Source organism: Desulfobacterales bacterium, assembly GCA_029211065.1.
In the GTDB taxonomy this organism is placed as follows: Bacteria; Desulfobacterota; Desulfobacteria; order Desulfobacterales; family JARGFK01; genus JARGFK01.
Map to the genome: position 1 here is coordinate 1 of JARGFK010000052.1, position 17529 is coordinate 17529.

Here is a 17529-nt window from a genome sequence, read left to right on the forward strand (position 1 = left end):
GGATCAGCTCCTTGAACCGCGGCAGGGTCGTGGATACCTTGGCCATCTGGATATCTGATCTGATCCCGCCGGCTTCGGCTGTGGCCAAAATTTCACTGACTGCAAACGCGCCTATAATCGCCGGGATAAAATTTATCCCGCCGATGAGCGCCTTTCCGCCGAAGGTAAAGCGCGCGTTACTGGTCATGGGATCGATGCCGATGGTGGCAACCAGCAAACCGATGGCGCCGGCGATAAACGCTTTGAGCATGTTGTCGCCCCCCAGGGAGGCAATCAACGTCAGGGCCGCAACCCCCAGCGCAAAGTATTCGGGCTGTGAAAACATCAACCCGACTTTAGCAAGTTGCGGGGACACCAGGGTCATGACCATAACGCTGAACAACCCGCCGATGCAACTGCACATAATGGCGATGCCGAGGGCTTGGGCCGCCTTGCCGGCCTTGGCCATGGGATAGCCGTCAAAACCGGTCACCGAGGCTTCCGGCGCACCGGGCACATTAAATAAAATCGCCGATATGGAACCGCCGAAGGTTCCGCCGCAATACACCGCCGACAGCAGTACCAGCCCGTTGGTCGGTTGCATGGCGAAGGTGAACGGAATCAGCAATGCGGTGCCCATGGTGGAGTTCAACCCGGGTATCGCCCCTAGGGTGACACCCATCATTACACCGGCAGCGACCAGGAAAAGTCCTGTCGGATTAAACACATTCTGCAACGCTCCCAACCAGATTTCCATTTGATAATGTTCCTTGAGTTACTGTTTAATACAGCAGGTGGCTAATGGACAAAAAAATACCGATTCCCCGGGGCAGGGGAACATACATAATCTTGGTGAACAGCAGCACGATGCCGAGGGTCAGCGCAAACGGTATCGTAAAAATCCACACCTTGCTTTTTTCACCCAGAAGGTACATGAACGCGATCATCACAAAAGGGGTCAGAACCAGAAACCCGATGATTTTCAACAAAATGATATAGAGTGCGATCAGCCCCATGGCAGAGAACAACTGGATTTTGCCCATGTCCAAAGTTGCTGCTGCGGCAGGCAGGAGACCTTTTTTAACCTTTTGAAACACATTAATCGCCACCCCAACACTAAACGCCATCAGCAAAACAAGGAGGAGCCTGGGCCAGAAGAACGGCCCAAGACCCCCATAAAGATCAATAAAACCGAACTGATATGTTTCGTGATAGAGGTAAATGGCACCGATAATAGTGATCAGGCTGATGACGATTTCGCCTTTAAACAACGCTTTCAATACAAGTTACCCCTTTCTGTTTTTTTTACTTTTTCTTGGTATATCCGAGCTCTTCCAGAATTTCCTTGAAAACAACATATTCAGATTCCCAGAACTTGCCGAATTCCGCCGGTCCCTTCCAGCCCGGACGCAAATCCAGCAGCGATGCTTTGGCATACGTCTTATAGCTTTTATGATCATAGGCTTTCTTCAATTGTACCGCCACCCAGTCGATGATCGGCTGAGGGGTGCCTTTTTTGAACGCCAGGCCTCGCCAGCGGCCCATGGTGATGTCGGCGCCGATCTCTTTGGCAGTGGGAACATCCGGGAATGCTTCCAGGCGTTTTTCGGCGAAAACCACTATCGGGATGAGTTTTTTGGCTTCAAGCAGGGAAATGATGGAGCCCGGCTCTTCATGCAAGACATCCAAATGGTTGCCCAGAACCGCGGCATGGGATTCGGGGGCTTTGTCAAAAGGAATGTATTTAACCTTTATTCCCACTGCTTTGGCAAAACTCATGATGATAATTTCATCCGGGCTGGCCGGGGTGGTGCCGGTGAACTGAAGTTTTCCCGGATTGGCCTTGCCATAGGCAATGACATCCTGGATGGTCTTAAATTTTGATTGCGGGCTCACAGAGAACAAGCTTTGGTCCTGCTGCACCTGGCAAAGCGGCACGAATTCCTCACTGTAATTTTCGCGACCCAGGACGGTATTGATGAGCTGTTCCGGACTGAAGTTGTAGATGGTATAACCGTCGGCCGGCTGCGAAAGGACATACTGGGAAGCCTTGACACCGGCGCCGCCGGTCATGTTGGTGATATTGACGGCCGTTCCGAGATTCCGCCGGCCTCGCATCATCAGGTTACGCACAAAATTATCGCTGCCGCCGCCGGCACCGTACTGAACCACCACTTCTATGGGCCTGCTGGGGTAGTCTTTGGGTTTGTCGGCAGCCTGGATTTGTACCGCTAAAGCCAGAACCATGACAAATGTCACTGTCAAAAATACCAATGATTTTTTCTTAAACATAGCCTTTCCTCCCTTTTTAAATGGTTTTTTTGGATATGGTTACCAGCGCATCTACCTCTGTCGGCAGCGCTCGACCAACACATTATCGGTCATCCTTTATTTATTAACAGAACTCTCGAGGTAATCCATGGCAGCGGCCACGCCGCCTTTTTTAAACGGCACGCCGGCCAGGGATAAACCCATCTCGACTCCCGCCAGGGTTCCCATCAGCATCAGATCGTTAAAATCCCCCAGATGCCCGATCCGGAACACCTTGTCTGCAACCTTCCCCAGGCCGTTTCCCAGAGACATGTTGAAATTTTCCAGAATCACCCGGCGCAGACCGTCCGCACTGTGCCCCGCAGGCATCAGCACCGCCGTCAGCGAACTGCTGTATTCCTTTGGCTCCGCGCACAGCACCTCAAGCCCCCAGGCCCGAACCGCCCGACGGGTCGCCTCGGCATGCCGATCGTGACGCTGAAAAACATTCGCCAATCCCTCTTCCTCCAGCATCGCAATCGCTTCCCGCAGTCCGTAAAGCAGATTGGTCGCCGGGGTGGAGGGAAAAAATCCCTTCTTGTTGGGCGCAAACATGCCGTCCCAACTCCAGTAGGATCTCGGCAATTTTGCCGATTGTGACGCCGCAATTGCTTTAGCACTCACCGCATTGAACCCCAAACCCGGCGGCAGCATCAATCCCTTCTGGGAACAGCCCACCGTGACATCCACCCCCCACTCCTCATGGCGGTAATCAATGGATGCCAGCGAAGAGATGGTGTCGACCATAAACAGGGCCGGATGTCCGGCCGCGTCGATGGCCTTGCGGATCTCGGCAATCCGGCTGGCAACTCCGGTGGACGTTTCATTATGCACCACCATCACGGACTTGATGTGATGATTCTTGTCGGCCGCCAGTTTTTCCCCCACCAACGCCGGATCCACCCCATGACGCCAGTCGCTCGGCACAAAATCCACATCCAGTCCCAACCGTACGGCTTTCTGATACCATAAGGTCGCAAAATGGCCGGTTTCGAACATCAACACCTTATCGCCTGGAGACAACGTGTTGACCAACGCCGCCTCCCATGCTCCGGTCCCGGAAGAAGGATAAATAATTACCGGACCGGAAGTCTTGAAAATACGCTTGATGCCAGCTAAAACTTCCAAAGACAGACCCGCAAATTCAGGTCCGCGATGATCCATCGTCGGCCGGCACATGGCCCGCAAGACACGCTCCGGCACATTGGTGGGCCCCGGTATCTGTAAAAAATGTCGTCCAGCTTGTCCAGTCACCGCAATTAACTCCTCTCAATCACACTGTTTGATATCTAAAAATTTTAAATCAATTGTATCCAAATATTATGCTTTCTGTAGTTGATAAATTTTCTAAGCCATCCGCCTGTAAATGTCAATAGTATTTTTAATTATTTATTCATAATAGATTACAATATGTTACCGCATAATATTTATTATTCACAAAAAATATTAATGAAAAATATTAATGAAAAATAATATTTTCAAAATGCAGATAAAGGTTATGAAAATTTACTTTGGATACAATTTTACAAGACTATAAAAAAAACCCGCAGCTGATAAAAGCTGCGGGTTTTTAAAATAATAAATTAGGGGTATTATCCCAGCAGCGCCAGGAAGACCCCGGCTGCCACGGCTGAACCGATAACGCCGGCCACATTGGGACCCATGGCCTGCATCAGTGGATTGACTTCACCGTTGGTATGGTCTGATACGAATTTTTGAACCACCCGGGCTGCCATGGGAACGGCTGAAACGCCGGCCGCGCCGATGCAGGGATTTATCTTCTTGTCTTTCGCCAGAAACAAATTAATGAACTTTGCAAAAATAACACCGCCGGCGGTGCTGAAGGAAAACGCCACCAGTCCCATGAGCAGAATCTGAATCGTCTGCACCGTGAGAAAGTGCTCGCTGTCCATGGTGGCGCCCACCGCCAGGCCCAGAAAGATGGTCACGATATCAATGAGCGCGCTGCCGGCGGTCTTTTTCAGCCGTTCGGTCACGCCGCATTCCCTCAGCAGGTTGCCGAACATGAGCATGCCGATGAGGGGCGCGCATGAGGGAATGGCCAGTGACGCCAGGATTCCCGTGGCAATCGGAAATATTATCACCGCTGTTTTAGAGACCGGTTTGGTCTGGGGCATATCGATGGCCCGCTCCTTTTGAGTGGTGAGCCATTTGATGATGGGAGGCTGAATGATGGGTACCAGCGACATGTAGCTGTATGCCGCCACCGCAATGGGCCCCAGCAGGTGCGGCGCCAGCAGGGTTGCCAGGTAAATCGATGTGGGCCCGTCTGCGCCGCCGATAATACCGATGGCTGCGGCTTCCTGATAGGTAAAACCAAAAATATAAGCCGCGCCGAGTGCGGCGGAAAATATGCCCAGCTGGGCGGCTGCGCCCAGCAGAAATGTCAGCGGACGGCCCAGGAGCGGCCTGAAATCCGTCAACACCCCGACCCCCATGAAAATAACGGGGGGCAGGAGTTGGGTTTTGATGCCGCTGCGGTAGATAAAATTCATCACGCCCTGACCGTAGGATCCCATGTCCCCCAGCGGGAGATTTGCCAGGAGTGTCCCGAATCCGATCGGAATCAGCAAAAGCGGTTCATACCCTTTGGTAATCGCAAGATAAATAAGGGTTCCGGCCACAATAAACATGACAAGGGTTCCCCATGTCAGGTTGGCGAAACCCGATTTTAAAACTAATTCAGCAATGGTTTCCATTGATCAACCTTTTTTCGCAATCATTAGAATTGGTTTCGAAGCATCCAGTTCATCTCCAATGCGAGCCTGAACGGATGCAACCACACCGTCCACCGGAGATTTGATATCATGGTTGGCCTTCATGGCTTCAACCGCCGCAACCACCTGTCCCTTGGTAACCGTGTCCCCGGCCTTAACCTTAATGTCCACCAGCTCCACCGATCCGGCGAACTTTGTGTAAACCGGAACTTCCTGGCCGGAAGCTGTTGGCGGCGCCGCCGGTGCGACAGCCGTTGGAGCCGGAGCAGCAGGAGCGGTCGCCGGAGGGGTGTCCGCTGCGGTGACAGGTTCCACGGTCACTAAAAAGCAGCGGGAGTTTCCGCCTTCGACAACGGTGCAGCGGGTTGTCATGGGCATCATATCCGAAGGCGCCACCGCCAGCCTCATTGCGGGGGCTTTTTCCTCAGCCGGTTTGGGTTCCTCTTTCTTTTTCAGCGGCACATCGATCTTGCCCTTGCCCTGCAGGAGCCGCATCCCCTCGTTTGTTTCAAATTTCTTGCCGGGAACCATTGCCGATATCACCAGAAATATATTTTTTTCGGTAACCGGCAGTTTGTTTTCTTCTAAGGCCTTTTTAGCTTCCGGGATATTATCGGCTGCCGCCTCTAACGGATCCCCTTCAAACGGCGGGAGCTTGAGTTGTTCGGAAGCGATTTTCACCACGGCGGGATCAGAGGGCAGCGGCGTTTTGCCGAAATAGCCGAGAACCGCCCGGCCGTAACCGCCTTCGATGGTTTTCCAGCGGCCGTAAAGAACATTGTTAAATGCCTGCAGCCAGTACTGCTGGCTTCCGGGAGTGACGCTGGTCCAGGCGCCGCCGGCCTCAACCACCACCGGAAACTCCGCCAGAATTTCACCATATTTATCCAGCAATCCGGCTTTTACCATCATATGAACATTGGGACCAATGGCGCCGCCCGGCATGGGGAAGGCAATCACCCTGGCATCGGCCATGGTGGTTACCGGATTGAAATCATAATCCGCCAATCCTTCGTTCAGCAGATTCTCCACCATCTGTACCTTGGAAACATCCAGATCCAGTTCGAAGCCGGTCCCTTTGAGCGCATGCGCCATGGACCGTACGTCCGGCTGGACCGTCCCGCTGGCCAGAGGCCGGACGGACAGGTCAACCCCATCGGCGCCGCCGGCGATGGAGGCCATATACTGCGACACCGCCATACTGGCCGTATCATGGGTATGGGCCCACAGCGGCATTTCCGGCGGCATGATTTTTCGCATGCCGATCGCCGTATCATAAAATGTTTTGGGATCGGTCGTACCGCTGGCATCTTTCATACAGATGCTGTCCACCCGCATCCCGCTGTCCAGGATCTTTTTGCCGATCCCGACATAAAATTCGGCCGTATGGACCTTGTCCGACTTAAAGGGAAGCCCCATCATGGCAATACAGGCCTGATGATGCATACCGGACTCGATAATCGGCTGGCCGGTTTTATATAAAAGCTCTGTATCGTTCATGTAATCGAAATTGCGATCCCATGTGGTCCCATGGGCTTTCATCAGCTTCGCCTGCAATTTAAGCGCTTCGGTATTTTGCGCCTGCAGGGTCACGCCTGAGATCGACCGCGTCAGGATTTGCAGATCCACATCCGGACCGACGGCATCCCGCATTTTTTGCATGGTCTCAAACGGGTCTTCTCCCAGATAAAAGAACGGCGCCTGGTAGCGTGCGCCACCGCCGAACTCCATATGTCTGACGCCCATTTCTTTAGCGGCATATTCCATCGCCGGCAGGTAATTTTCGAGCTTTACCTTTCCGCCGAAAGAGCTTTGAAGTCCATCCCGAAAGGGCGTTAGCATCACGCGTATTGTTTTGGGTTTCTGTGTATAAATCATTTCGCCTCCTCTATTTATTATTTATTTAATCTCTTCAATTTTAGAAACCTTCGTTCCCGGATACAGGCGCGCATATGTTGAACTCACGGCCGCATAAACAACCGCGTCGTCTGATCCGGCAGCTTTGGCTATAATTTTCTTTCCCGGAAAAATCAATGTAATCACATGCATCGTAACGGCCAGAAAGGTCAAGACGCTAAAGACCCCCACAAACGATGAAACACATATCCATAAAAGTTTTGTGTCCACAATTTTACCTCATGATATTTTGAACTTTAAAAAACGGTTACAACGTTACCGGCTGTTCACCAGTTCCTTGATCCGGGTCTCGACATATTCGAGGTGCTCAAGGATTTTTTCCCTGGCCGCGTCCGGATTTTTTACCTTTATCGCCTGGACAATATCCTGATGTTGATGATAGACATCATTATAATTGATGTTTTGAAAGTATTTCCCGATGGATTCCCGGATTATATCATATATCGTAAACATGATATGCGTTTGTATTTTGTTGTGCGTCGCTTCGGAAATGGCCAGGTGGAAATCCGCGTCAACCTTTTCAATGACAAAATCATGATCCCCGATCTTTTCTTTCAAGGACGCAACATTTTTCTCCAGGCGCTCGATGTCCGCCGGCGTTGCCCGTTTAGCGGCATAATACGCATTCCAGGCTTCAATGGCTTTGCGCACCTCGATCAACTCGAAGACGACCATGATATCATCCTTTAAGAGTTGATGCAGCGGATCCAGCATCCGTCCGGACGCCAGCGACTTTACAATGGTCCGATTTCCCTTGGAAGCTTCCAGGAATCCCATTCCGATCAGCGACTTGAGCGCCTCCCGAATGGACGGCCGGCTGACATTTAATAAATGCATCAGCTCTCTTTCCGGGGGCAACGGATCGCCGGGTTTCAATTCCCCTTCAATGATCAGTGTTTTGATCTGGCTGGAAATTTTGACTGAAAGTTTTTCCTGTTTGATCGGCCTAAACATTTGTCTGTCCATGTCCTCTCCCATATTGGACTGACCATTATACCAAATTCGATTTATATAGTTTGGCTATGTATCAACGTTCCGATAAAATTGTCAATCAAAAAAAACATTATTGTACTGAATTATGCTGAAATGGATTTTTCGACGATATTTTTGGTTGCGCTATCCCGGCTGCTACTTGTAAAAGTGCTGAAATCTAATTATTATCAACACGCCCTTTTGCCGGAATTTCAGGTTGAAAGAAAGCCCTGTCCGATATAAATCCCCGTCGTTCAGCTCATTCTCAGGTACGCAGCCGTTGGACTGACCATTTTTTTTGGAAAAATTACTTGACAGCTAAAAATTTTTCATGCAAATGTTCAGGGTAAATGGTCTTACCAAACAAAAAGTAAAAAAACAAAAACCAATTTCCAAATGGAGGCATTATGGCAAAGTTTTTTGAATATCAGGGAAAAGCCTTCTTTAAACAAGCAGGTATTCCGATCCCTGTCGGCGAAGCGGTAAAAACCCCTGAGGCAGCCAAAGCAGCAACCCAGAAAATCGGCAAGCCGGTGGTCATAAAAGCCCAGGTATGGGCGGGCGGCCGCGGCAAGTCCGGCGCCGTCAAGTTTGCCGACACCCCGGACGAAGCCCAAAAAGCTGCCGGTGAAATCCTGGGCATGAAGGTAAAGGGGCTCGAAGTCAAAGAGGTTCTGGTTGAAGAAAAGCTCGATATCGCTCAGGAATTCTATGCCGGCGTTATCATCAACTCTGCCCAGGACGTAAGGGGACCGGTCATCATGTTCAGCCCCGAAGGCGGTATGGAAATCGAATCCGTCCCTGCCGACAAAATCGCCATGTTGAACGTGGATGTCGTTAAGGGCCTGATGCCTTATGACACCTTGAACATGGCGCTTTCCATGGGCGTCAAAGGTGCGGCCCTGCGCCAGGTAGGGGATGTCATCTTCAAGCTTTTTAAAACATTCCAAAAGTATGACTGCCGCACACTGGAAATCAATCCGCTGGTGATGACCAAGCAAGGCAAGCTGATTGCAGCCGACTGCCGCATGGCGGTGGATGACCAGGCCCTTTTCCGCCATCCGGAGTTAGGCATCAAAATCGGACGGGAATTTCTCAAGGAGGCCACCCATTTTGACCTGATGGGATGGTCTTTTGAAGAGACCGATTTTCGCGGAACCAGCTATGTCGCTGAAATGGCATCCCCTGAAGAAATCGCCCAGGGGGGCTATGTCGGTTATCACGGCATCGGCGGCGGCGCCGCCATGATCGGTATGGATGCCCTGAATCAGGTGGGGCTGAAGGTCGCCGATTATGCCGATACCAGCGGCAATCCCACTGCTTCCAAGGTCTACCGTGTCATCAAACTCATCATGTCCCAGCCGGGCATTGAGGGGTATTTTCTGGCAGGCTTCATGATGGCCAACCAGGAACAGTGGCACCATGCCCACGGCATCGTGAAAGCGCTGCGGGAAGAACTGCCCAAGCGGCCCGGTTTCCCGGTTGTCCTGCTGCTGTGCGGCAACAAGGAAAAAGAATCCCAGGAAATCTTGAAGGAAGGGCTGAAAGGCCTGGATGCCAGAATCGAAATCTACGACCGCGAACGGGTTTATGACGCCAAATTTATCGGCGGCCGGGTCAAAGCGCTGGTGGATGAATACAGAAAAGAAAAAGCTGCCTAAAAAGGGGGTCCCTATGGAGTTTAATGAAAGAACCATCAAAGTCATTATCGATGACGATAAATGTAAAGATTGCAAGACCCACGCATGCGTGGAAGCATGTAAAACTTTCAGCCGGGGGATTTTAGTGCTGAAAGACGGAAAACCTGCGGTGGAAGGGAGTCCGGAAGAACTGGCGCGTACCGGCACGGAATGTCTGGCCTGTGAGTACGAATGCTGGTTCAGGGGCAATTCGGCCATAACCATCGAAGTCCCCATTGAGGGACTGGATCAATACAGGAAAAAGCATGGAACAGCTTAACGGGGGGATACGATGTCGATACTTTTAGATAAAAATACAAAAGTAATTGTTCAGGGAATGACCGGCCGGGAAGGATCGCTGCGAACCGAATTTATGAAGGGGTATGGCACCCAGGTGGTTGCCGGCGTCACCCCCGGACGGGGCGGACAGGAAGTGCATGGCATCCCGGTGTTCGATACGGTAAAGGCGGCCATTGATAAGGTGGGGATGGTCGACGCCACGGTTACGTTCATCCCCGGCCCGGGGTTGAAAGGCGCCGTTTATGAAGCCATCGATGCCGGCATTAAATTTATCGTTTCACCGGTGGAACGCATTCCGGTGCACGATGTCATTGCCATGGTTAATTACGCCTTGAAAAACAAAGTCAAACTGCTCGGTCCCGGAAGCCTGGGCCTGATCAGTCCCGGCAAAGCCGCCATGGGCTGGCTGGGCGGCAGCGCCGACTGGGCCCAGATGCTGTTTGAGCCCGGCCCCATCGGCGTTATTTCCCGCAGCGGCGGGCAGTCCGGCACCGTTCCCTGGGCATTGAAGGTCGCCGGCCTGGGCATCAGCACCGCCCTGCACATCGGCACCGAACCGGTTTTGGGTCTTTCCATGGCCGAAGTTTTGGAAATGTTCGAGGCCGACGGGCAGACAAAGGCCGTGGCCATCTTCGGCGAAATCGGCGGAACCCTGGAAGAAGAAGCGGCCGAAGCGGTAGCGACAAAGAAATTCACAAAGCCCCTGGTGGTCTTTATCGCCGGCGCCTGGGCGCCCGAAGGCATGCGGTTTTCACACGCCAGCAGCATTGTGGAGCGCGGCAAAGGCTCGGCCAAAAGCAAAATCGAGGCGCTCACCAAAGCCGGCGCCCACGTGGTGGACAGTCCTGAAGAAATGGCGCCGACCATCAAAAAATTAATCAACTTATAAGAAGGAGGATACGATCATGGCAGTTATGCGATCTGTGTTTTATGTACCCAGCAATAATGAAAAGATGGTGGCCAAGGCCCCCACCATCACAGCCGACATTCTCACCCTTGACCTGGAAGATTCGGTCCCGCCGGCTGAAAAGCCCAAAGGCCGCAAGATGATCCAGGAGTATTTGAAAAGCAGCCGGGCTTCCCAGGCTTCCGCCAACCTGTATGTCCGCATCAACAACTGGGAAACCCTGATGACCAATGACGACCTTGAAGCCATCGTCCATCCCGGGCTCGACGGCGTCTGCCTGGCCAAGTGCGGCAGCGCCGACAATGTCAAACGTCTGGATTGGAAGCTGGAAGAACTGGAACAGCGCCGGGGAATGAAAGTCGGGACCGTCGGCATCCAACTGCTGATCGAAACCGCCAAGGGCGTTATCAACGCTTATCCGGCGGCCACCGCCAGCCCGCGGGTAAACTCCCTGATTTTCGGCGCCGTGGACTATACCAAGGATATGCGCGTAACACTGACATCCGAGGGTATGGAGCAGCTCTATGCCAGGTACTATACGGCCGTCGCCGCCCGCGCCGCCGGTTGTGTCGCCATTGACTGCCCCTTTGTGGCTTTCCAGGACATGGACGCCTTTGACAAGAGCACCCGCGAGGGCCGCCAGATGGGATATGAAGGCCGCATGCTGATTCATCCCAGCCAGATCGAACCTTCGCACATAATCTACACCCCGTCTTCCGAAGACGTCGAGTGGGCCGAAGGCGTCAAGAAAGTCTTTGAAGAAGAAGGGATTGCCAAGGGCGCTGCCGCCGTTACCTACAAAGGCAAAATGGTCGACACGCCGGTATATGAAAACGCCCTGACAATTTTACGCACCATGGAAGAGATCAAAGCTGCAGACGCCAAAAGAAAAGCATAGGTACAAGAATTAGGGTCCGGGTGTCAGGTTCCGGGGATCAGGGTTCAGGTGCCGGGGGCCAGTTATCAGGGAGCAGTATAGGTCATTGAATGCGTACTTCCTGATCCCTGACACCCGACCCCTGATCCCTTTGAATCGACACCCGCCCCTGATAACGGATTCCGCCCCCTATTCTTCGATAAATACCCGTTAGAGGAGATACCTTATTATGTCCGATCTAAAGGAGCAGGCTGCAAGCCTGTTAAAAACATTCAAGGGAAATACCTACGCTTTCGGCAGTGACATTTTAGGCAAGGCGCCGGGCAGGTTTGCGTCTGAATTCGGAAAAAAAGCCCTGTTCATCGGACCGCTGAACTTCAGGTGGTTCCAGCCCGTCAAAGAACGGATTCAAAACTCACTAACGGCAAATAATGTCACCGTTGTGGGCTCAGTCCGTTCAGCCGCCGCCAATGCGCCATTTGTGGATGTCTATCGCATCCACAGCCACATCATGCATAAAAAACCGGAGATGCTGGTTGTGGCGGACGGCGGATCGGGCATAGACGCAGTCAAAGCCGCCGCCATGCTGGCCAGTCTGGGCGATATTCAGCCTGAAATCGACCCGTTTTTCGGTGTCGGGCAGGTCAGCAACGTCTGTCAATCCTCAAACCGCAGCATCATGCCGGTTATCGCCATTATGATGGCGGCCAGTTCCGGCGCGCATCTGACCAAGTATTCCAATATTACCGACCCGGTGGCCGGGCAAAAGAAACTGATTGTCGACGAAGCCATCATTCCGCCGCGGGCGGTTTTTGATTATGATGTCACCATCACCCAACCCATGAATTTGACCCTCGACGGCGGTCTCGACGGCATTGCCCACTGTCTGGAAGTATATTTCGGCGCACCCCCTGACGTCCGAGACAAGACCCGGCAGATAGCCGAACTGGGCATTGAACTCATTATCAAGGGGCTCACGCAAGTAAAAAAAGATCCGGGCAATACCGAAGCCAGAACGCTGCTGGGGCTGGGAACCGACCTGGGCGGTTATGCCATTATGGTCGGTGGGACCTCCGGGGCGCATTTAAACAGCTTTTCTTTGATCGACGTACTTTCACACGGTCGGGCCTGTGCCCTCATGAACCCCTACTACACCGTCTTTTTTGCGCCGGCCATCGAAGCGCAACTGCGTGTGATCGGCCATATTTATCAAAAATATGGGTACACCAAAGAAAAAATCGACACCTTGTCCGGCCGGGAACTGGGCCTGGCAGTTGCCGGCGCCATGATCAATTTCAGCACATTTTTAGGGTTTCCGACCTGTCTGCAGCAGGTACAGGGGGTCGATCCCAAGCACATTGATCGTTGTCTCACAGCAGCCAAGGACCCCCAGCTTGATATGAAGCTGAGGAATATGCCCGTTCCCCTCAATGCCGACCTGCTGGATGAATATATGCGACCGATCCTTGAGGCGGCCTGGGATGGCAATCTGGAATCAGTAAAGAACATGCAATAACTGAACGTTATCCACCTTTTACACATACCCAATTTATATTAATAAAATCAATTTTGACCGGGAGGTTTTTATGGACAAACAGGAACTGGCCAAACGATTGAAAGAAATCGTCGACCCGGAATATGTCCTCACATCGGAGATGGATCTTGCCCTATACAGCTATGATGCGTCCCTGGAAAAAGGAAAGCCGGATGTCGTCGTGCTGCCCGATTCAACCGAAGAAGTCTCTAAAATAATGTCATTGGCTTACCAGGAAAAAATTCCGATTCTGGGGCGGGGCTCGGGCACCAATCTGACCGGCGGAACCATACCGACCAAGGGCGGGATTGTCCTTCACTTCTCACGAATGAATCGCATTCTGAATCTCGATTATGAAAACCTGACGGCTACCGCAGAACCCGGTGTAATCACCCTCGATCTGCAGACCCGGATACTGAAGGATGGGTACATTTACCAGCCCGACCCGGCCAGCCAGAAAGTCTCCACGCTGGGCGGCAATGTCGGCGAAAACTCCGGCGGCCCTCACTGCCTTAAGTACGGCGTTACCTCCAACCACGTTCAGGGTCTTGAAGTGGTTCTGATTGACGGCACCGTGATCCAAAGCGGCGGGGAATCGCGCGACAATCCCGGCTTTGATTTGACCGGCCTGTTTGTGGGCAGTGAAGGCACCATCGGCCTGGTGACCAAGGTGATCCTGAAACTGGAAAAAGCACCGGAGGCCGTTAAAACCATGCTGGCAATATATGAAACCATCGAGGACGGCGCCAACACGGTTTCGGCCATTATTGCCGAAGGGATTATTCCCGCCACCCTGGAAATGATGGACAACACCGTCATGCGCGCCGTCGAAGAGACCATCAAGGTCGGGTATCCCCTGGATGCAGCCGCCGTCCTGATAATCGAACTGGACGGCATGCCCGAAGGCATGGATGAAAAAGCCCTCAAGATCATGGAAATCTGCAAAAAGAACAACGTCCGTGAAGTCAAACTGGCAAAAAACGAAAATGAACGGGCAATCCTGTGGGCCGGACGCAAAGGCGCTTTTGGCTCCGTGGGTCAGGTCCGCCCCAGTTACCTGTGCTGTGACGGCACGGTGCCCCGCACCAAGCTGCCGGAGGTGTTGAATAAGGTTGTCGCCATCGGCAAAAAATATAATCTGCCCATCGGCAACGTGTTCCATGCCGGCGACGGCAATCTGCATCCGCTGATTATGTTCGATGAAAGAGATCCGGATGAACTGCAGCGGGTTCACAAGATTTCAACGGAAATCCTGAAACTGTGCGTCGATGCGGGCGGAACCATCAGCGGCGAGCATGGCGTCGGACTTGAAAAACTCAAGGAAACCCATTTCATTTTCAACGCGGGCGACCTCCAGTTGGAGCGCGATATCAAATCCGCCTTTGACGCCGATGATATCCTGAACCCGGGCAAAATGATTCCGGCAGCCCAAAGCGCATAGATAGCTGTCTGATAAAAACCCTAGCGACTAAACCAAGGAGTTTTCACGTGCCAGATTTAACAGAAAAATTGAAAAATATATCGGAAAAAATAGGCCGGGATTTCGTTAAAACCGATGCGGCGACAGTCGCGCAATACGCGATTGACGGATTGACGCCGGCTGCAGTTATTTTCCCTAAAAATACAACTGAAGTATCCGACGCGGTGAAGTTTGCGAATGCGCACCATCTCTCCATTGTCCCCTGGGGCAGCGGTTCCCAGATCAGGATGGGAAATCCTCCTGAAAAACTGGACCTGGTGATCTCTACCAAACGCCTGAATCACATGCTCGATGTCGACACCCAGAATCTGACCATCACTGTTGAAGCGGGGGTCAAACTCAGAGACATCCAGGCCCGCCTGGCAACTGAAGAGGATCGCTGTTACCTGCCGCTGGAAGACCTGGATATCGCCCCGGATGAAATCATCTGCTCGGACCGCTCCCACAGCGGCTGCTTTATTCCGCTGGACCCGCCCTGCAGCGAAAAAGCAACCATCGGCGGTGTTGTCGCCGGCAACGCCAGCGGCCCCCGGCGCCTTTTGTACAATCTCCCGCGGGACATCATCCTGGGCGTCCGGTTTGTAACCCCCCAGGGCGGCATGCCCGGCTCCGGCGGCAAAACCGTCAAAAATGTTTCCGGTTACGACGTCTCCAAGCTCATGGTCGGCTCCATGGGAAGTCTGGGAATTATTACCGAAATGACGTTTCGCCTGATGCCGCTGCCCGAAAAGATGGAAACCCTTCTTTTCGGTTTTAATTCCCTTGCCGCCGCCCATGGTTTTGTCAAAAGCATCCTGAAGACCAAGCTCCTGCCCGCAGCAATTGAAACCATGAACGCGGCTGCTTATGGGCATCTCGATTTCACAGGTGCGCCGGATTTTTCGCCGGGCCGGTTTGTTGTGGCGCTCTCCCTGGAAGCCTTCGCCCCGGCCGTCGACCGCATGGAGCGGGAAATGGTGTTGCTGGCCAAAAACAACGGCGCCGATGCCGACGCCGTTTTCGATGAACACAAACACCTGCAGTTCTGGCTGGCCGTCAGTGATCAGGCCGCTGTTCTCGACGCGAAAGACAGCAACCTGATCCGGGCTAAAGTCAACTGCCGTATTTCACAATGGCAGGATATCCTTGAATTTACGGACAATGCCCTGACCACGCTCAAGATCCCGCATACCCTCCAGGCGCATTCCGGCAGCGGCATCTGTCTGATCAATCTTCTGATGGATGAAGCGGCCGACGCTCTAAAGCAAAAATCGGCCGTTTTTCTGGAAGAATTATTGCAGCTGAGCCGCAAGGCCGGCGGCAACACGGTTATTCAGAATGCACCGACGGACATGAAACCGAAGCTGAAAATCTGGGGGGAAACCGGTTCCGATTTTGTGGCCATGAGGCTGCTGAAAAAACAATTGGATCCCAATGGCGTCATGTCTCCCGGACGCTTTGTCGGCGGTCTTTAATTATTTCGTTTATAATGGTATGAGGTAATTCATATGAACATCGTCCAGTTAAAAAAATTATCCTATGACAAAGTCGCCAAATGCAACAAGTGCGGTTTCTGCCTGCCCAGCTGTCCGACCTATCTGGTCAAAAAGAAGGAAGCCTTCTCATCCCGGGGTCGCAATGCCATCACCCGTTTTGCCATCGAAAATAAACTGCAGTTGAACGAAGATACTGAAAACGCTATTTTTACCTGTCTGGGCTGCGGCGCCTGCGAGGCTGTTTGCCTGTCCAGCGTTAAAACCAAGGAGCTGATTTTCCGTGATCGGGAATGCCAGGTCGGCGAGGGCTTTTATCCTAAAATTACCGACCGCCTGGTCAAAACCCTGGAGGGTACGAAAAACATTTCCGACGATGATCAGGACGAACGCGCCGAGTGGCAGGAATTGATCAAGAACCTGCCCGAAGAAAACTTTGAAAAAGAAAAGGCCGAAGTTCTTTTCTTTGTGGGCTGCGTCGCTTCCTTCTTTCCCATGGTGCAGAAAATCCCGGCCAATATGGCCACCATCATGAAAAAAGCAGGGATCGACTTCACCATCCTGGGCGGCGATGAATGGTGCTGCGGGTTTCCCCTTATCGGCGCCGGCATGCCTGAAAAGCTGGAGCTGATGAAAGCGCACAATCTGAAAAAAGTTGTCGAGGTGGGCGCCAAGAAGGTTGTCTTTACCTGCCCTTCCTGTTTTCATACCTGGAAACATCAATACGGCGCCGACGTCGAACTGGTCCATGCCAGCCAGTTTATCAATCAACTGATTAAAGCCGGACGCATCAAGCTCAAAAAGGAAATCAAGATCCGCACGACCTATCACGATCCCTGCGACCTCGGCCGCAACACCGGCGTTTACGAGGAACCCCGCGAAGTTATCAAAGCGATTCCCGGGATCGACTTTGTTGAACTGCCGATGAACCGCAAGTTTTCGGTCTGCTGCGGCGGCGGCGGCAATGTGGAAATGACCGATGCGGATCTTTCCGCCCAGGTTGCCCAGATGAAGCTCGATGCGATCCAAAGCGTGGGCGCCGAAATGGTGGTTACCGCCTGCCAGCAGTGTGTGCGCACCATGGCCACGCGGGCCAAACGCACCAAAACCGAACTGGCGGTAAAAGATCTGACGGAACTGGTGGTCGAAGCCATGGAATAAGCGGAGTATCAAGAATTCAGAAGCCGGAATTTAGGAGACAGAATAAAAACCATACAATCGACTTTCTTATCAGCCCTATTCTTCTGGATTCTGACTCCTGGCTCCTGGATACTTTAAAGTATCTAACACATTCACTGGCATGATAGATTGCCACGCGCAGCAAGCTGCGGAGGATGAAACCCAAAGATTATAATTCTGGAAGG

Annotated in this window: 16 protein-coding genes; 8 read left to right on the top strand and 8 right to left on the bottom strand. The window is 52.5% G+C overall.

What is annotated here, in order from left to right:
• The 8 genes from P1P89_12560 to P1P89_12595 all read right to left on the bottom strand — a co-directional run.
• The coding region (locus tag P1P89_12560; protein ID MDF1592339.1) for a tripartite tricarboxylate transporter permease at nt 1-736 on the bottom strand (736 nt) is incomplete at its 3' end.
• Between the two features lie 25 nt (nt 737-761).
• Nucleotides 762-1259 (bottom strand): tripartite tricarboxylate transporter TctB family protein, encoded by a 498-nt coding sequence (locus P1P89_12565; protein MDF1592340.1) that lies wholly within the window; start codon nt 1257-1259, stop codon nt 762-764.
• Between the two features lie 25 nt (nt 1260-1284).
• Nucleotides 1285-2271, bottom strand: a complete 987-nt coding sequence (locus P1P89_12570) for a tripartite tricarboxylate transporter substrate binding protein (protein MDF1592341.1) — start codon at nt 2269-2271, stop codon at nt 1285-1287.
• A 96-nt stretch (nt 2272-2367) separates the two neighbouring features.
• Nucleotides 2368-3543: an aminotransferase class V-fold PLP-dependent enzyme gene (locus tag P1P89_12575; protein MDF1592342.1), complete on the bottom strand. Its 1176-nt coding sequence runs from the start codon at nt 3541-3543 to the stop codon at nt 2368-2370.
• Between the two features lie 338 nt (nt 3544-3881).
• Entirely contained in the window at nt 3882-5009 is a 1128-nt protein-coding gene (locus P1P89_12580; GenBank protein MDF1592343.1) for a sodium ion-translocating decarboxylase subunit beta, read from the bottom strand.
• A 3-nt stretch (nt 5010-5012) separates the two neighbouring features.
• Nucleotides 5013-6905: a biotin attachment protein gene (locus P1P89_12585; GenBank protein ID MDF1592344.1), complete on the bottom strand. Its 1893-nt coding sequence runs from the start codon at nt 6903-6905 to the stop codon at nt 5013-5015.
• 21 nt (nt 6906-6926) lie between these two features.
• Nucleotides 6927-7154: a hypothetical protein gene (locus tag P1P89_12590; protein MDF1592345.1), complete on the bottom strand. Its 228-nt coding sequence runs from the start codon at nt 7152-7154 to the stop codon at nt 6927-6929.
• Between the two features lie 45 nt (nt 7155-7199).
• The gene (locus tag P1P89_12595) at nt 7200-7910 is read right to left on the bottom strand and encodes a FadR/GntR family transcriptional regulator (protein MDF1592346.1); all 711 of its coding nucleotides are present in this window, start codon (nt 7908-7910) and stop codon (nt 7200-7202) included.
• 413 nt (nt 7911-8323) lie between these two features.
• On the opposite strand from P1P89_12595, the gene P1P89_12600 reads away from it, so the two are divergent.
• The 8 genes from P1P89_12600 (at nt 8324) to P1P89_12635 (ending at nt 17326) form a co-directional block, all read left to right on the top strand.
• A complete protein-coding gene (locus P1P89_12600; GenBank protein MDF1592347.1) occupies nt 8324-9577 on the top strand; it encodes an acetate--CoA ligase family protein in 1254 nt (417 codons plus the stop codon).
• A gap of 13 nt (nt 9578-9590) precedes the next feature.
• Complete coding sequence (locus P1P89_12605; protein ID MDF1592348.1) at nt 9591-9875, top strand: hypothetical protein; 285 nt, start codon at nt 9591-9593, stop codon at nt 9873-9875.
• Nucleotides 9876-9887: 12 nt separating this feature from the next.
• The gene (locus tag P1P89_12610; GenBank protein MDF1592349.1) at nt 9888-10784 is read left to right on the top strand and encodes a succinate--CoA ligase subunit alpha; all 897 of its coding nucleotides are present in this window, start codon (nt 9888-9890) and stop codon (nt 10782-10784) included.
• A gap of 16 nt (nt 10785-10800) precedes the next feature.
• Nucleotides 10801-11700 (top strand): CoA ester lyase, encoded by a 900-nt coding sequence (locus P1P89_12615; protein MDF1592350.1) that lies wholly within the window; start codon nt 10801-10803, stop codon nt 11698-11700.
• A 208-nt stretch (nt 11701-11908) separates the two neighbouring features.
• Nucleotides 11909-13195 carry an iron-containing alcohol dehydrogenase gene (locus tag P1P89_12620; protein MDF1592351.1) on the top strand — a complete coding sequence of 429 codons (1287 nt, stop codon included), beginning with the start codon at nt 11909-11911 and terminating at the stop codon, nt 13193-13195.
• 70 nt (nt 13196-13265) lie between these two features.
• Nucleotides 13266-14654: an FAD-linked oxidase C-terminal domain-containing protein gene (locus P1P89_12625; protein ID MDF1592352.1), complete on the top strand. Its 1389-nt coding sequence runs from the start codon at nt 13266-13268 to the stop codon at nt 14652-14654.
• Between the two features lie 47 nt (nt 14655-14701).
• A complete protein-coding gene (locus P1P89_12630; protein ID MDF1592353.1) occupies nt 14702-16147 on the top strand; it encodes an FAD-binding oxidoreductase in 1446 nt (481 codons plus the stop codon).
• A gap of 33 nt (nt 16148-16180) precedes the next feature.
• On the top strand, nt 16181-17326 hold the full coding sequence (locus tag P1P89_12635; protein ID MDF1592354.1) for a (Fe-S)-binding protein: 1146 nt from the start codon (nt 16181-16183) through the stop codon (nt 17324-17326).
• The last annotated feature ends 203 nt before the right edge of the window (nt 17327-17529 follow it).

What these genes read in the sequence shown, in the direction of transcription:
- P1P89_12570 (MDF1592341.1), bottom strand. Translation starts at nt 2,271, where the DNA reads ATGTTTAAGAAAAAATCATTGGTATTTTTGACAGTGACATTTGTCATG.
- P1P89_12635 (MDF1592354.1), top strand. Translation starts at nt 16,181, where the DNA reads ATGAACATCGTCCAGTTAAAAAAATTATCCTATGACAAAGTCGCCAAA.
- P1P89_12585 (MDF1592344.1), bottom strand. Translation starts at nt 6,905, where the DNA reads ATGATTTATACACAGAAACCCAAAACAATACGCGTGATGCTAACGCCC.
- P1P89_12620 (MDF1592351.1), top strand. Translation starts at nt 11,909, where the DNA reads ATGTCCGATCTAAAGGAGCAGGCTGCAAGCCTGTTAAAAACATTCAAG.
- P1P89_12600 (MDF1592347.1), top strand. Translation starts at nt 8,324, where the DNA reads ATGGCAAAGTTTTTTGAATATCAGGGAAAAGCCTTCTTTAAACAAGCA.
- P1P89_12615 (MDF1592350.1), top strand. Translation starts at nt 10,801, where the DNA reads ATGGCAGTTATGCGATCTGTGTTTTATGTACCCAGCAATAATGAAAAG.
- P1P89_12580 (MDF1592343.1), bottom strand. Translation starts at nt 5,009, where the DNA reads ATGGAAACCATTGCTGAATTAGTTTTAAAATCGGGTTTCGCCAACCTG.
- P1P89_12625 (MDF1592352.1), top strand. Translation starts at nt 13,266, where the DNA reads ATGGACAAACAGGAACTGGCCAAACGATTGAAAGAAATCGTCGACCCG.
- P1P89_12595 (MDF1592346.1), bottom strand. Translation starts at nt 7,910, where the DNA reads ATGGACAGACAAATGTTTAGGCCGATCAAACAGGAAAAACTTTCAGTC.
- P1P89_12605 (MDF1592348.1), top strand. Translation starts at nt 9,591, where the DNA reads ATGGAGTTTAATGAAAGAACCATCAAAGTCATTATCGATGACGATAAA.
- P1P89_12610 (MDF1592349.1), top strand. Translation starts at nt 9,888, where the DNA reads ATGTCGATACTTTTAGATAAAAATACAAAAGTAATTGTTCAGGGAATG.